Genomic DNA, 16,961 nt, shown 5'->3' on the forward strand with positions numbered 1-16,961 from the left:
TAATAATTGCATAACCGACTGCGATTTCAGAGAAAAACATGGAAACTATACAGTGCATATCGATACTAAGTGATAGAACACATCAATGCTATAAGGATACTATCAAAATTACGAACGAGATTAATCATTTGCTCGATACCCCCTAGGATGACGTTTCGTCGGAAAATGAACAAAAAAATTTTTAGCATAATATAATTAATTTGTGCTTGCGAAGAGCGCACATAATTCTTTCGGGCTTGGCCATCATAAAAGGGGCAACTTTTATAAAACAGACCAAGTACTGTCGGATCCGCAGAGATCCATACCGCGTTTACGAATGGGGGATTAGTAAACGATAGGTTCTAGGTATATGCGTTATTGTCATCCTCTATAATATATGATGATAACGCAAATTGCCATCATTATTGCATGTAAATCATTGATTAAAAACAAATACCTCGTAGCAACTTTCTTATAGCTTTTATTTTCTTATAGTTTTTTACTTCCTTATCGCATCTTTGACTTCCCTGATGCTCATTCCCGTATTTTTTGCAATCTTAGCTATATCATCATATTCAAGCTTTGATCTAGTCGTTCCGTATCCAGATACCCTCTTTTCCCTGACTTGTCCAAAAGGAGTATTAAGCGTTTCGGACTCTCTGCTTAGGATATATCTGTTGCAGACATTTTCTCTGATCCCGATTGTTGTAGTGTGCTTGAATATATTTTTTACCATAGTATCTTTATCTGATACAGAGCATATAACTGTTAAGAGAATGCCTGGTCGATTCTTCTTCATAGTTATTGGAGTGGAAAAAACGTCTCTGGCACCGGCTTCTAACAGCTTTTCAAAAGCAAAGCCTATCTCTTCACCGGTCATATCGTCGATATTACAGCGAAGCTCTATGATAGAATCGTTGATTGCAGATTGAGAGGTAGGTGCATCCGGATAAGGCCTTTTTGCTGTATCATCCGGCATTGCCATATCAGGGCTAGGATTATAATTGTTGCTGCTTGTAGCGTAAGTATCATGTCCGATTATCGCTCTGACGCAGTTGGCTCGTTCGAAGTCTTTAAAGCCCATCCCATATCCTATATTGTCAGAAATCATAGAAGGCATGGATCTATATTCATTTACAAAATACTTTAAAATAGCAGCTCCAGTAGGAGTGCACAACTCGCCCTTAATGTCCGTGCTGTACATAGGTATGCCTTTTAGTATATAAGCTGTTGCTGGAGCAGGAACAGGAAGTATTCCGTGAGCACATCTTACCTGACCGCTACCAACATGAATAGGAGATGCTATGATCTTATCGGCACCGATGCGCCTTATTAGAATACACGCAGCTGTGATATCCGCGATAGCATCCATTGTCCCCACTTCGTGAAAATGTATATCCGTTATCGGCTTGTTATGGACATGCCCTTCTGCAGTGGCTATGATTTTGTAAATTGATCTGACATCAGATTTGACTGAATCTGATACATTTAAATTATCTACTATGCTATTGATCTTCTCAAGACTTGCATGACTGTGGTGGTGTTCATGATCGTGGCCATGCTCATGAAAATCATCATGCCCATTCTGATGTCCGTGACCATGTTCATGGAAGTCATCATGCCCATGCTGGTGCGCGTGATCATGTTCATGGAAGTCATCATGCCCATGCTGGTGCGCGTGATCATGTTCATGGAAGTCATCATGTTCATGGTGGTGTCCATGATGATCCTCATGCAGCCCTTTGCCCTCATCAGTGCCATGCACCTTCACACTCACATGAGTACCTGTGATCCCGCATTTGACGCTTTTTTCCACGTCAAAATGCACATCAGGTATATTAAGAGCAGAAAGATCTTTGATCGCTTCTTCTTTTTCTTTTTCATCCATTGCATCAAGAAGGGCAGCAGTGAGCATATCTCCGGCAGCTCCCATTCCCAGATCAAGGTACAGTATTTTCATATAAAACTCCAATTTCCGATCCTACCTCATATGATTTATAAGACTAGCCTGATAAGCCGCTCCAAATCCATTATCGATATTGACCACAGACACACCGCTTGCACATGAATTCAGCATTGACAAAAGAGCTGATAACCCGTGAAAAGATGCACCGTACCCGACAGAAGTCGGAACAGCAATAACAGGGCATTCGGCAAGACCGCCAATAACACTTGCGAGAGCCCCTTCCATCCCGGCGATAGCGATTATGACCTTAGCACTCATAATATCATCCATATGAGCAAGAGTTCTGTGAAGCCCGGCAACTCCCACATCATACAGCCTTGTCACGTCATTACCCAGAAACTCAGCAGTAAGCGCAGCCTCCTCGGCAACAGGTATATCGCTTGTTCCGCCGGTAGCTACGACAATCTTGCCAAGCCCGTCAGCTTTCGGATAGTCTCCGATGATCCCTATATTAGCCTCTTCATGATAGTCGATTTTGATAGTCTTATTGTAAGAATCAACATTAGCCTGACTTACAAGATCATTAAAACCAATCTGTCCAACAAGCTTACTCTTTACCTTCTTAGCCTTATCCGGATCCATCCTTGTTATCAGGATGCGCTCCTGGCCACTGTCTGCCATGGTTCTGATTATCCCGACGATCTGATCTGCAGTCTTGCCCGCACCATAGATGACCTCATAAGCCCCGTTTCGTATCTTCCTATGAGTATCAACCTTGGCATAGCCTATATCTTCAAAAGGCCTCTTTTTGAAAAAAAGCTCTGCTTCCTCAACTGAGATCTCGCCGGATTTGATTTTTTCAAGCATCTCATGGATATTTTCCACGACTTGCCTCCTTATCGCTGTTTTAGTAAGAAATAATCCATCTTCCTGCATCAACATCAGAATCAGCATCGTTTTCCTATTGTAGGATTATCCTATATTTAGTATATCCTATTTTGCTGTATTAATAACTTCGTTCATGCTGCCAGTCCTGTAGCCCTGCATATCCAAAGTCACATATGAAAATCCAAACTCCTTGAATTTACTAACAATCTTACTACGAACACTATCGTCCACAAGCTTTGCAATATCCCCTGCCGGGACCTCAATCCTTGCAATATTCCCATGGACGCGCACCCTGTACTGCACAAGCCCAAGCTCTGCCAAGAGGTTTTCTGCCCTCTCCACCATCTTAAGCTTATCGGCAGTGATCCTCTCGCCATACGGAACCCTGGAGGCAAGACATGCAAACGACGGCTTGTCCGAAGTAGGAAGACCCAGCTCTTTGGAAAAAGACCTTATCTCAGCCTTAGTAAGACCGACCTTCCTAAGAGGACTCAGTACGCCAAGCTCCTTCACAGCCTCAAGCCCCGGCCTGTAATCACCCAGATCGTCCATGTTCGAACCCTCTGCCACATACTCAATCCCGTTTTGCCTTGCTATATCAATAAGCCCGGAGAACAGAGTGTGCTTGCAGTAGTAGCACCTGTTCTTGGGATTTGAAGCATAGTCCTCAGACTCAAGCTCATTTGAATTAATTATAAACTGCCTGATTCCCTCCTTTTTACAGAAGGCATCGGCTTCATCATACTCATGTCTGGGAAAAGAAGCTGAAGCAGCAGTCACAGCTATCGCCTTATCTCCCAGCACATCGTGCGCAACTTTTAGAAGAAAAGTAGAATCAACCCCTGCCGAAAAAGCAACGGCCACACTTCCCAGTGACTTTAAATATTCTTTTAAATCGTCTAACTTATTAGTACTCATTAAAACTCCAACGAATGATCTTTTAATTCTTTCAATACGCTTATCAATAATATCTACACAGCTGCTTTTCTTAAGAAAAGACAACAATCTGCGCAGCTTATTTTTCCAAAACATCATTCAAAAACTCTAGCGCAGTCCTTGAGCCTTTCAATAACATCAATATGCTGAGGACAAGCACTTTCGCACTGACCGCATCCGATACATGCCGAAGCCAGGCCTCGTCCTTCAGTAACTCTCTTATAATCAGCCTGACCCTGCTCAATCTGCTCCCAGATCAGCTGCTTATTCCTGGCTGCGAAGATGTCCGGGATCGGAATCTGCATAGGACATCCCTTAGTGCAGTAGTGACATGCTGTACAAGGAATCGAATTAACAGATGCAAGAGCTTTCTGGGCCTTGTGTATAGTCTCAAGCTCATCCTCAGACAGCTTCTTAAAATCTCTCATATAAGAAAGGTTGTTCTCCATCTGCGCCACATTGGACATACCAGAGAGAACTGTAAGGATTTCGTCCATAGAAGCTACATATCTGATAGCCCATGAAGCAAAAGACATATCAGGCGCAGCATCTTTTAAAATCTCCTGAACAGATGCAGGCGGATTAGCAAGAGCGCCGCCCTTGACAGGCTCCATTACAACAATCGACTTGCCATGCTTTCTTGCAACTTCATAACATGCACGAGACTGAACAGTCGGATTGTCCCAGTCAGCATAGTTTATCTGAAGCTGTACGAATTCAGCATCAGGATGCTTTGTAAGAAGCTCGTCCAGAAACTCCGGAGTATCATGGAAAGAAAATCCCCAGTGCTTTATAAGACCTTTTTCCTTCATTTCTTTTACAAAATCCCAGATACCATACTCGTCGTACTTGTCAATATTGCCCTTTCCAAGAGCGTGCAGAAGATAGTAGTCAAAATATCCTGCGCCGGTTCTTTCAAGACTGATCTCCAGCTCTTTTTTGGCATCCTCTGCATTCTTACATCCTGAGTAGCCAGCATTAAGCTTGGTTGCAAGAGTGTAGCTATCACGCGGATGCCTTTCAACAAGTGCCTTCCTTGTAGCTTCCTCAGAACCCTCATATACAAATGCTGTGTCAAAATAAGTAAGACCAGCTTCAAGGAACATGTCTACCATCTTAGAGGTCTGCTCGACGTCAATAGTGTTTGTCCCCTCAATCCTTGGAAGTCTCATAAGACCAAAACCAAGCTTGGGTGTTTTTTCTCCAAAATATCTTTCTTTCATAATCTCTTCTCCTTACCTGTAATGCCTGAAGTTGACATCATCGCCTTATCTTCATGAATGATCTATTGGCCATTATATTGCCACAAACCTGCCAGATGCTTTGTATTGCCGGCGTTATAAATGCAAATATCTGCCTAATATTTGCATCAATTAAATTGTGTATAAAACCTATATATAATGTTATCAATAACGAGACACTTGTATCAATAGTAATTATAAACTTTTATGATTATTTAATATATGACTTCCCGCTGGGGTGTGCCAGTCCGTCCAAGTGGGAACTTTGAGATATATGTCAAGTAGATGCAGGGGCGTTTATGAGTGAGGTGGCATTTTCATGGAATGTGACGCATACGAATAATAGTGGTATAGTATACGTATATACGATAATAAATATCAAAAGAGGTGCTTATGACCGAGACTTATCTTGATATGATGGAAACATCCCTCATTAAGAAAATTGAAGTTATGAAGCAGATTGAAGCACAGAACATAAGGCAAAAAGAGGCTCTTGTCACAGAAGATGGATTCGATGAAGAGACTTTTGATGATGCTGTCAGGATCAAAACTGGCCTTATTGACAGATTGACTGAATTAAATGAAGGCTTCGCCGGTCTCTATGACAAAGTCAAAGATGATATTAATGCTGATAAGCCAAGGTACCGCGCTCAGATCGAGCACATGCAGGACCTGATCCGCGCTGTAACAGATATCTCTAACACCATCGAGATCCAGGAGACCAGAAATAAAGAGATTGCAGACAATATTTACTCTGGGATATATTCCGGTTTAAAGAAAAATGGAATCAATGGAATAAGGCGAGGGATAGATAATGAAGTAGGGCAGGGCATAGATAGAGATGTAAGGAAGGGAATAGATAAAGAAGCAGGGAAGGGCATGGATAAAGAAGCAGGGAAGGGCATGGATAAAGAAGTATTACAAAGCTTAGATAAGGAAGCAAGGCAAAACGCTGCAGTAGCATTTAGCTATCGTTCCGCCATGACGAAGTCTTCAAATATACAGCCCCACTTTTTTGATGATCACGGATAAAGTTTTAAACTCGAGATTCTGCTTTTTGATGATCACGGATAAAGTTTTAAACTCGAGATTCTGCTTTTTGATGATCACGGATAAAGTTTTAAACTCGAGATTCTGCTTTTTGACGATCACGGATAAAGTTTTAAACTCGAGATTCTGCTTTTTGACGATCACGGATAAAGCTTTAAACTCGAGATTTTGCTTTTTGATGATCACGGATAAAGCTTCAAACTCGAAATACCGCTTTTTGACAATCACAGCTAAAGCTTTATATCGCGGCCGCTGAACTAACATGTTATAATAAGACATCTACATATGAGATATTGCGGTAGCTGCAAAGGCTGCCGCTTTTTAGGGTGATTTTTAGTACCATAAAAGTGTAGTTGTTAGAGAGTAATTAACTCTGACATCTGCACTTATTTTTTTATAATAAGGGGAGTAATTGGTCTGACGTGTGCTTTTTTGGATCATTGCATCCGTCAATAAAACCGTTAACCAACCCCTTATTATAAGCATTCGCTTAAGCAGGTAGGGAGAAACACCCGTGTAACCAACTAAACTGAATGGTAATAAGTGTGGCTGGAACAATTACTATTTACAGTTGGAGGAGGTTCAGAATGATTAGTGTTGGAATTGATGTATCAAAAGGAAAAAGCACTGTCTGCATACTTAAGCCGTATGGAGAAATAGTGTGCAGTCCTTTTGAAATGCAACATGTAGAGAAGGAGCTAGATGGACTCGATAGTATTCTCCAGAAGTTAGATGGTGAAATACGTATAGTCATGGAAGCAACGGGCGTCTATCACTTGCCAGTATTGACTTATCTTACAGAGAAAGGCTATTTCGTATCTGTAGTAAATCCTTTTGTGATGAAGTCATTCGCAAAGGATAACAACTTTAGGGGTGTAAAAACTGACAAACTTGATTCGATCATGATTGCTAATTATGGAATTGAAAAGTGGTTTAAGCTCCAAAAGTATGAAGGTGCCGAAGAGGTATATGCTGAGTTGAAGCTGCTAGGGCGCAGATATAGGTACTATATGGAACTCCATGTTAAGGCTTTACAAGAATTAACTCATATCCTCGATTATGTCATGCCTGGAATCAAGAAAAAGTTTAATAGCTGGAACGAATCAAACAACAAGGACAAGTTAAGCGATTTTGTGGAAAAGTTCTGGCATTATGATGTAATTACTTCCATGAGTCTTGAAAAGTTCACAGATGAGTACCTTCTCTGGGCAAAAGAAAAGAAATATCACCGGAGCAGATCCAAAGCTGAAGAAGTCTATGAATTAGCATCCGGTGGTATTCCTACACTATCTTCCAGTACCCCATCGACCAAAATGTTAGTACAGGAAGCAGTATCAGTATTAAGGGCTATAGATAGCTCCTTGGCTACTATATTAGCACGAATGCAGCTTCTTGCTAAGTCCTTACCAGAATACTCTACAGTTAGAGAAATGGGTGGTGTTGGGGATGTGCTAGCACCAAAACTAATTGCAGAAATAGGAGATGTAAGAAAACTTCATAGTGCAAAAGCTCTCATTGCCTGTGCCGGTATAGATCCACCACCTTACGAGTCAGGACAATTTGTGGGCACAAATCGAAGGATGACAAAGAGAGGGTCATCAACTTTACGAAAAGTAGGATATGAAGTAATGAGGGTACTTAAGAGTCATCCGGCACCCAAAGATGCTGCTGTATATAATTATATAATCAAGAAAGAAAATGAGGGAAAGTGCAAAAAACACGCTAAAATAGCGGGATTGAATAAATTTCTACGTATATATTATGCGAGAGTAACCGCGGTCTACAAATAAGTATCCACAGGTTATAAGAAGGCTGGACTATTCATCCAGCCCTTTTGTGATGCTTAAAATGGTGAAATTGAAAACACTTAAAAATAAGCCGTTTCTCTATTGACATTTGTTAGCAGGTTTTATTATAGTAAAACAGGTGGTTATATTATGAGGGGTGATACTAAAGCTGGTAACAGCTTTCTTTATATGTTCAAAGCTATTGCATGCATTCTGGTCATTTTCATTCATTGTCTTTTCCCGGGACCATTTGGCAAAGACGTTCAGGCATTGTCCAGATTTGCAGTGCTTTATTTTTTCGTGATATCAGGCAGATTCTTGCTCAAAGACCTACCAATCGGCACAGATCCGGCTATTATCAGAAAACGCATGCTGTCCAAGATAAGCCATCTTGCGGTGATAACGCTCTCACTTACTCTTTTGTACAATGTATATTCACTGATCATAGCAGGCACAGTAGGCTACGGGATCAAGGACCTTGCATCCCAGAAATATAACCTTCATGAGCTCTGGCTCCTGTTCGTGTTCAACTCCGGCAAGATAATCTATGACTATACATATGATATAGATCATCTTTGGTATCTGTACGCTGTCCTTTATGTATTCGTCCTCGTATTCATATTCTCAAAGTATGCCAAAAAATGGAGCGGGTTCCTTAGTCTGTTTTTTACCGGAATGCTCTTTTTCGCAGAACTACTGCAATTATATTATCCGATAAGGCCTTTTGACATCAGCATCCGCACTTGGTACGTTGTCAGAAACTGGCTCCTGGAAGGAATTCCCTTTATCATGGGCGGAGTCTGGCTTGACAGCGTAGTCAATGATGCAAGAAAGTCTAGGGCAGCAGATGCAGTGCGCCGCGTCATTCAATCCTGCACTTTCAGTACTTCTGCCCGTAAGAATCGCATCATACTTCACATTCTGGCCGTGGCAGGCCTTATCATGTCAGTTGTTGAATACAGACGATTTGGAGATATGACAGTATATGCGGGTTCTGTAGTGACCCTCGTCGCAGTCATGCTCCTTGGCGAAGTCTACGGCCAGTTACATAACAGATTCGCCGTCCCTAACTACCTATATCATCTGGGCAAAGACCTGTCCGCGTCGGTATATTATTTTCATATCATGATAATTTCTATTATAAGTAGGCTCTTCTATATATATGATGGAAAAGAACTTCTGAGCTGGCTAAAACCATTGATAGCCGTTGCAGCATCAGTGATAGTTGCGGAAGTGATCTGTTATTTCAAATATAAGCTAAATAAGGGAAAATAAGGGAAATTAAGGATTGACAATAAGGGCTGATAAGAAGGATTGAAAATAAGCTTCCTGTATAATTCAAAGTGTAGATGAAACAAGTAGTTCTGGATATTAAGAGATACCTCAGTTAAACTGTTTATTGCTGACCCGTCGAAGTTGGCAAAAACAGAAAAAGAGAGGTATCTACAAATGAATTCTACACAAAACAAAAAGATTAGACAAGTGACAGAAAAGACAATGATTGTCGGTATTGATGTTGGAAGCGTTAAGCACTATTTCAGGGCTTTTGATTGGAGAGGAATCGAACTCACCAGAAGACCTATCCCATTCACCAATTCAATGGAGGGATTCAACGCTTTCCATGATGTAGTAAATGACCTGATGGACAAGAACAACCTTGAGATTACCCTTGTAGGTCTGGAACCCACGGGGCACTACTGGTTTAACCTTGGGCAGTATATGAATGGCAAAAATATAAAGTTTGTCATGGTTAATCCTCATCATGTACATAAGTCCAAAGAGCTTGACGATAACAGTCCGTCAAAGAATGACTGTAAAGATCCTAAGGTCATTGCTAATCTCGTAAGAGATGGCCGCTACTTCTACACATATATGCCATCAGGAATATATGCGGAACTCAGAAATGCTTCAAACCGTAGATTTACATTGGTAGAGGAGCAGATACGTTGTAAGAACAGGATTCATAAATGGATCAGCGTATATTTCCCTGAATACAAAGGAATTTATACACATATAGATGCCAAGGGAGGCATACTCCTTTTAAAGAATGCACCTACTCCGGAAGATATAATAGAGATTGGTGTTGAAGGTATCATTAAGATATGGAAGGACGCAAAACTGCGTGGAAATGGTCATAAGAAGGCCATAACCATATTTAATAGGGCTTTGAACAGTATAGGCTTTAAGGAAGGTCTTACTGAGGCCAGAATCGAAATAAAGGATCTCATAGAGGATTATGAGACACAGACAAAACGGCTTGAACAGATCAATGATCTGATCAAGAACCTCACCCTTCAGATAAAGCATGTGGATAAGTTGCTTGAGATAAAGGGTGTAGGGATAATAACAGTAGCAGGTTTTATAGCGGAAGTTGGAGATATCACGCGCTTTGATAATTCCAAAGAACTTCAGAAACTTGCTGGATTGGAACTGGTAGAAGACAGTTCTGGAAAGCATAATGGCAAGACCAAGATAAGTAAAAGAGGGCGAAAGCGCTTGAGATATCTGCTCATTCAGGCAGCCATATCGGTTATCGGAAAGAATGCAGAATTCAAGCAGATCCATAATTATTACACTACCAGAAATGACAATCCGTTAAAGAAGATGCAGTCGGTAACAGCAGTAGCCTGTAAGCTGATAAGAGTATTCCATGTAGTCCTTGTAAAAGGAGTCAGCTACGATGCATCAAAGATGCTTGAGGACATCAAGTATCCGGGAGGAGCAAAGCTTATAGCTGCATAATCCCACAACTCACAGCTATTACAGGAAGCGTCCACCGCAAGGTGCTGTAATGCAAAGTGTTTTGGATCAGTAACAAACAAAGAGTGAGCTGGTAGCCAGCAGGAATTTTTTCCGGAGGGCTTTGACCCTGTTGATTAGCTGAGCTGGCACCCTGGTTATGGATAGGCAGAACGAAGGAAGTGAGGACTCCCCTTGCTGGGATGATCCTGTTGGACATGAGAGGTGAGCTGCCATATAGGGATGGGTATACATCGAGGCCATTTTTAAATCGTAATCATAAGACGTTTTATTTGGAGTACCCATTTATACCTATATATCTGTCATTTATAGACAAGGATTACTCCATAACCTAAGTTCTACTCATACTGAGGATAGAAAAAAACTTGAAATTACTGAAGAAAACACTTGATTATATGGAGAGGATTAGTAATGACGATAAGATCTGATTATCTAAATGAAAAGTAGGCAGTGAAAAGTGTAAATAGTGTTATTGGCATAGAGATTTTTTAAAACAGGGATTTAATCAAAGTATATTTATGGGCTGATTTGTTTGAAGAGCAGTTCTAATATAAATCAGCTGTAAATGTTGTATTTACGTGGATTACGGCAGATTTAGGTGTGAGATCGCTTTACGACGTACAATACATATTTTGACGATAAAAAAATATTGAAAAAAATTAGAAAAATTGCTTGACACCATAGGTTGAGTTTGATAGTATATATCTTGCGCTGCGGCGGTAACGCTTCTACGAAAACAGCGCAGGAATAAAGCTGAAAGATATATAGCTTTTATATGGAGCGATATCGAAGCGGTCATAACGAGGCGGTCTTGAAAACCGTTTGGCGGCAACGCCACAAGGGTTCGAATCCCTTTCGCTCCGCTAGTAATCATAAAGCGGCATAGGACAGGATACATCGTCCGCTGTTAATTAAGAGATTAGATCTAAGTTCATTTGAATATGATCTATGAATCAACCTTTTTGCAGAAGTACTCAAGTGGTTGAAGAGACACCCCTGGAAAGGGTGCAGGTCGTTAATAGCGGCGCGAGGGTTCAAATCCCTCCTTCTGCGCTCATCTGCTTAGCAGATGTAGATTACATAGAACTTTGACAACTTAACAGTAATGCAACCCTGAAAATTCCAGTTCTTCTTTTGAAGAAGGACAGAATGTTCAGAAGAACAAAAACCAAAAGTAAATTTTTGATGGTTTAGCCACCATCAAGCTGTTAGAAATAACAGTGGAGCAGAATTATTCTGATTAAGTCAGCATAAGTCTGAACCGGCGAACTCGGAATCACGAAGTGATTCCAAGCGTAAGAAGATCATTTATGATCTTTGTCGCATTTTAAAGTGAGAGTTCGATCCTGGCTCAGGATGAACGCTGGCGGCGTGCCTAACACATGCAAGTCGAACGGAGTTTAGCGCTGATGAAGCTTCGGCAGATTCTTGTTAAACTTAGTGGCGGACGGGTGAGTAACGCGTGGGTAACCTGCCTCATACAGGGGGATAGCAGTTGGAAACGACTGATAACACCGCATAAGCGCACAGGATCGCATGATCTAGTGTGAAAATATTTATAGGTATGAGATGGACCCGCGTCTGATTAGCTAGTTGGTGAGGTAACGGCCCACCAAGGCGACGATCAGTAGCCGGCCTGAGAGGGCGGACGGCCACATTGGGACTGAGACACGGCCCAAACTCCTACGGGAGGCAGCAGTGGGGGATATTGCACAATGGGCGAAAGCCTGATGCAGCGACGCCGCGTGAGTGAAGAAGTATTTCGGTATGTAAAGCTCTATCAGCAGGGAAGAAAGACCTCGTAAGAGGGGATGACGGTACCTGAGTAAGAAGCCCCGGCTAACTACGTGCCAGCAGCCGCGGTAATACGTAGGGGGCAAGCGTTATCCGGATTTACTGGGTGTAAAGGGAGCGTAGACGGTGTATCAAGTCTGAAGTGAAACCCCACGGCTCAACCGTGGGCTTGCTTTGGAAACTGGTAGACTAGAGTACTGGAGAGGTAAGCGGAATTCCTGGTGTAGTAGTGAAATGCGTAGATATCAGGAAGAACATCAGTGGCGAAGGCGGCTTACTGGACAGCAACTGACGTTGAGGCTCGAAGGCGTGGGGAGCAAACAGGATTAGATACCCTGGTAGTCCACGCAGTAAACGATGAATACTAGGTGTTGGGAGACATAGTCTTTCAGTGCCGGCGCTAACGCAATAAGTATTCCACCTGGGGAGTACGTTCGCAAGAATGAAACTCAAAGGAATTGACGGGGACCCGCACAAGCGGTGGAGCATGTGGTTTAATTCGAAGCAACGCGAAGAACCTTACCAGATCTTGAGATCCAGATGAATTATGGGTAATGCCATAAGACCTTCGGGACATCTGAGACAGGTGGTGCATGGTTGTCGTCAGCTCGTGTCGTGAGATGTTGGGTCAAGTCCCGCAACGAGCGCAACCCTTGTCCATAGTAGCCAGCAGTAAGATGGGCACTCTATGGAGACTGCCAGGGATAACCTGGAGGAAGGTGGGGATGACGTCAAATCATCATGCCCCTTATGATCTGGGCCACACACGTGCTACAATGTCGTAACAAAGGGAAGCAACCCTGCGAAGGTGAGCAAATCCCAAAAATAACGACCCAGTTCGGACTGTAGGCTGCAACCCGCCTGCACGAAGCTGGAATCGCTAGTAATCGCAGATCAGAATGCTGCGGTGAATACGTTCCCGGGTCTTGTACACACCGCCCGTCACACCATGGGAGTCGGAAATGCCCAAAGTCAGTGGCCTAACCGTAAGGAGGAGCTGCCTAAGGCAGGTCGGATAACTGGGGTGAAGTCGTAACAAGGTAGCCGTAGGAGAACCTGCGGCTGGATCACCTCCTTTCTAAGGAAAATATAGAAGGAAGAAGTAGGGAGTTGCATTACTGTTTAGTTGTTAAGGTTATTTATTAACTAAAAAGCAAAGAAAAGTCTTTGAAAAATCAAGCTTGACAGGCGAAAGACTGCAGAGTAAGATATCAAAGCGCTGAACATTAACAACAAAATATTTCTGGTGGCGATGCGCTTGGGGGAAACACCCGTTCCCATCTCGAACACGACGGTTAAGACCTTAGCGGCCGAAAGTACTATACTGGTGACGGTATGGGAGGATAGGTGGCTGCCAGATTTATAAAAAAGTTTGAATGATGATGAGAGATCAGAAAACAAAAGTCTTCCGATTTCTGATGACTGTTCAAACAGTCAGACTTAGATCGTGATCGAAGATCATGAATAAGGTAATTGTTCCTTGAAAACCGAATACTGAAATATAGATTATATCAAGATCCAAAAGATCAAAGATATGTTCTATGTCCAAACCAAAAATCAAGACATCAAAAAAGATGAAGAAATTCATCAAGACCATTTCGAAAGAAATGGGCCTTATCTTACTCATATCGCTGTGAGAAAGATAAGAAGAGAATCCAGATGATCGAAAGATCAGGACTGATTCCTGCATAACAGGTTAAGTTATGTAGGGCGCAGGGCGGATGCCTTGGCACTAAGAGCCGATGAAAGACGTGATAAGCTGCGAAAAGCTGCGGGGAGAGGCAAATACTTCAAGATCCGCAGATATCTGAATGGGGCAACCTAACCAGGAGACCCTGGTTGACCTTAACTGAATCCATAGGTTAAGGCCGGGAACCCGGTGAACTGAAACATCTAAGTAGCCGGAGGAAGAGAAAACAAAAGTGATTCCGTAAGTAGCGGCGAGCGAACGCGGAAGAGCCCAAACCGGAGAGCTTGCTTTCCGGGGTTCGGACTGCATGATCGATTCAAATCTGCTAACAGAAAGGTCCTGGAAAGACCTGCCAGAGAACGTGAAAGCCGTGTATGTGAAAGTGGAAGAGACGAGGCAGAATCCAGAGTAGGACGAGACACGTGAAACCTTGTCTGAAAGAGCGGGGACCACCCCGTAAGGCTAAATACTACTTAGTGACCGATAGCGCATAGTACCGTGAGGGAAAGGTGAAAAGGACCCCGGGAGGGGAGTGAAAGAGAACCTGAAACCCTGTGCCTGCAAGCTGCGAAAGCTCTATATACGAGTGATCGCGTACTTTTTGTAGAACGGTCCGGCGAGTTATGTATACCGGCAAGGTTAAGTGTTTAAGACACGTAAGCCGAAGGAAACCAAGTGTGAATAGTGCGAATAGTCAGTATACATAGACCCGAAACCGGGTGATCTATCCATGGACAGGATGAAGCGGCCGTAAAAGGCTGTGGAGGTCCGAACGCACATCCGTTGAAAAGGGTGGCGATGAGCTGTGGATAGGGGAGAAATTCCAATCGAACTCGGAGATAGCTGGTTCTCCCCGAAATAGCTTTAGGGCTAGCCTTGTAGCGTGCCTGTTGGAGGTAGAGCACTGAATATCCGCGGGGGCTTCACCGCTTACCAAAGATTATCAAACTGCGAATGCCAGTCAGGTTTAGCACAGGAGTCAGACTGCACGAGATAAGTTGGGCAGTCAAAAGGGAAACAGCCCAGATCTACGGCTAAGGTCCCAAAGTACGTGTTAAGTGGAAAAGGATGTGGGATTTCATAGACAGCTAGGATGTTGGCTCAGAAGCAGCCACGCATTCAAAGAGTGCGTAATAGCTCACTAGCCGAGAGGTCCTGCGCCGAAAATTACCGGGGCTAAAACACGACACCGAAGCCTAGGGATTGCTTGTATCTACGGGTATAAGTGATCGGTAGGGGAGCATTCATAAGAGCGTAGAAACTGTACCGATAAGGAGCAGCGGAGCGTTATGAAGAGAGAATGCCGGAATGAGTAGCGAGATGAGGGTGAGAATCCCTCAGGCCGAATATCCAAGGATTCCAGGGTAAAGCTGATCTGCCCTGGGGAAGTCGGGACCTAAGACGAGGCCGAAAGGCGTAGCCGATGGACAGCAGGTTGATATTCCTGCACCAGATATCATCAGAACTGTGGGGACACAGGTAATAAGGACAGCCCGGGAGAGCAGCCCGGGGCAAGCATGGCAAGAGGAAAGGGAGAAACCCCTTTCAGGATCGAGCTGTGTGATGCGGAGCGAAATAAAGTAGTGAAGTGTCCGGAGGACCTGTCGAGAAAAGCCGCTATAGTGTGATATCTGCCCGTACCGTAAACCGACACAGGTGGATGAGGAGAGAATCCTAAGGCCGACGGAAGAAGCATTGCTAAGGAACTCGGCAAAATGTACCCGTAACTTCGGGATAAGGGTAGCCCTCATGTATGAGTATATGAGGGCCGCAGAGAAGAGGCTCAAGCAACTGTTTAGCAAAAACACAGGTCTATGCGAAACCGAAAGGTGAAGTATATGGGCTGACGCCTGCCCGGTGCTGGAAGGTTAAGAGGAGAGGTTAGAGCAATCGAAGCTTTGAATTTAAGCCCCAGTAAACGGCGGCCGTAACTATAACGGTCCTAAGGTAGCGAAATTCCTTGTCGGGTAAGTTCCGACCCGCACGAAAGGCGTAATGATTTGAGTACTGTCTCGGCAATGCATCCGGTGAAATTGAAGTGCCAGTGAAGATGCTGGCTACCCGCGCCAGGACGGAAAGACCCCATGGAGCTTTACTCCAGCTTGATACTGGGATCCGGTATTGTATGTACAGGATAGGTGGGAGGCTAAGAGATTGTGGCGTCAGCTGCAAAGGAGCCGCTGTTGGGATACCACCCTTACCGTACTGGATTTCTAACCATGGACCGTGAAACCGGTCCGGGGACAATGTCTGGCGGGGAGTTTGACTGGGGCGGTCGCCTCCGAAAGAGTATCGGAGGCGCTCAAAGGTTCCTTCAGGATGGACGGAAACCATCCGAAGAGTGCAAAGGCATAAGGGAGCCTGACTGTGACACCGACGGGTGGAACAGGTACGAAAGTAGGACTTAGTGATCCGGTGGCAGAACGTGGGATTGCCATCGCTCAACGGATAAAAGCTACCCTGGGGATAACAGGCTTATCACTCCCAAGAGTTCACATCGACGGAGTGGTTTGGCACCTCGATGTCGGCTCATCACATCCTGGGGCTGTAGCAGGTCCCAAGGGTTGGGCTGTTCGCCCATTAAAGTGGTACGCGAGCTGGGTTCAGAACGTCGTGAGACAGTTCGGTCCCTATCCGGCGCGGGCGTAGGATATCTGAGAGGAGCTGTCCTTAGTACGAGAGGACCGGGATGGACGGACCGCTGGTGTATCTGCTGCGAAGGCAATCGCATAAGGCAGGGTAGCCAAGTCTGGCAGGGATAAACGCTGAAGGCATCTAAGCGTGAAGCCCCCCTCAAGATGAGATATCCCCACGCAAGTGGTAAGACCCCTTGGAGAGTACGAGGTTGATAGGCACAAGGTGTAAGAGTGGTAACATTCTCAGCTGATGTGTACTAATAGGTCGAGGACTTAACCAAAGAAGTTAAGATA

Annotated in this window: 8 protein-coding genes, 2 tRNA genes and 3 rRNA genes; 9 read left to right on the plus strand and 4 right to left on the minus strand. The window is 43.8% G+C overall.

The window, feature by feature from the left end; all coding sequences use genetic code 11:
• Positions 1-478: 478 nt before the first annotated feature.
• From larC to I7804_RS05775, 4 genes are all read right to left on the minus strand, one after another.
• Positions 479-1,939, minus strand: coding sequence for a nickel pincer cofactor biosynthesis protein LarC (gene larC, locus I7804_RS05760; protein ID WP_282570493.1), 1,461 nt, complete (start codon positions 1,937-1,939; stop codon positions 479-481).
• 21 nt (positions 1,940-1,960) lie between these two features.
• Positions 1,961-2,770, minus strand: a complete 810-nt coding sequence (gene larB / locus I7804_RS05765; protein ID WP_331477860.1) for a nickel pincer cofactor biosynthesis protein LarB — start codon at positions 2,768-2,770, stop codon at positions 1,961-1,963.
• 108 nt (positions 2,771-2,878) lie between these two features.
• Positions 2,879-3,691 carry an ATP-dependent sacrificial sulfur transferase LarE gene (larE, locus tag I7804_RS05770; protein ID WP_248405945.1) on the minus strand — a complete coding sequence of 271 codons (813 nt, stop codon included), beginning with the start codon at positions 3,689-3,691 and terminating at the stop codon, positions 2,879-2,881.
• A 113-nt stretch (positions 3,692-3,804) separates the two neighbouring features.
• A complete protein-coding gene (locus I7804_RS05775; RefSeq protein WP_248405435.1) occupies positions 3,805-4,932 on the minus strand; it encodes an aldo/keto reductase in 1,128 nt (375 codons plus the stop codon).
• A 411-nt stretch (positions 4,933-5,343) separates the two neighbouring features.
• Here I7804_RS05775 and I7804_RS05780 point away from each other — a divergent pair, with 411 nt between their 5' ends.
• The 9 genes from I7804_RS05780 to I7804_RS05820 all read left to right on the plus strand — a co-directional run bounded on the left by I7804_RS05780 (position 5,344) and on the right by I7804_RS05820 (position 16,948).
• A complete protein-coding gene (locus I7804_RS05780; RefSeq protein ID WP_248405437.1) occupies positions 5,344-5,982 on the plus strand; it encodes a hypothetical protein in 639 nt (212 codons plus the stop codon).
• 605 nt (positions 5,983-6,587) lie between these two features.
• The gene (locus tag I7804_RS05785; protein WP_248405439.1) at positions 6,588-7,790 is read left to right on the plus strand and encodes an IS110 family transposase; all 1,203 of its coding nucleotides are present in this window, start codon (positions 6,588-6,590) and stop codon (positions 7,788-7,790) included.
• A gap of 147 nt (positions 7,791-7,937) precedes the next feature.
• Positions 7,938-9,062, plus strand: coding sequence for an acyltransferase family protein (locus I7804_RS05790; RefSeq protein WP_248405440.1), 1,125 nt, complete (start codon positions 7,938-7,940; stop codon positions 9,060-9,062).
• A 174-nt stretch (positions 9,063-9,236) separates the two neighbouring features.
• Positions 9,237-10,529 carry an IS110 family transposase gene (locus tag I7804_RS05795; RefSeq protein WP_248404858.1) on the plus strand — a complete coding sequence of 431 codons (1,293 nt, stop codon included), beginning with the start codon at positions 9,237-9,239 and terminating at the stop codon, positions 10,527-10,529.
• 795 nt (positions 10,530-11,324) lie between these two features.
• Positions 11,325-11,410, plus strand: a tRNA-Ser gene (locus I7804_RS05800).
• A gap of 101 nt (positions 11,411-11,511) precedes the next feature.
• A tRNA-Ser gene (locus I7804_RS05805) sits at positions 11,512-11,600 on the plus strand.
• A gap of 275 nt (positions 11,601-11,875) precedes the next feature.
• Positions 11,876-13,419, plus strand: a 16S ribosomal RNA gene (locus I7804_RS05810).
• Between the two features lie 164 nt (positions 13,420-13,583).
• Positions 13,584-13,701: ribosomal RNA gene (rrf, locus tag I7804_RS05815) — 5S ribosomal RNA — on the plus strand.
• Positions 13,702-14,035: 334 nt separating this feature from the next.
• Positions 14,036-16,948, plus strand: a 23S ribosomal RNA gene (locus tag I7804_RS05820).
• The 16S, 23S and 5S rRNA genes sit together here with 2 tRNA genes alongside, the layout of an rRNA operon.
• Positions 16,949-16,961: the final 13 nt, after the last annotated feature.

Source organism: Butyrivibrio fibrisolvens (assembly GCF_023206215.1).
GTDB classification, from domain to species: domain Bacteria; phylum Bacillota; class Clostridia; order Lachnospirales; family Lachnospiraceae; genus Butyrivibrio; species Butyrivibrio fibrisolvens_C.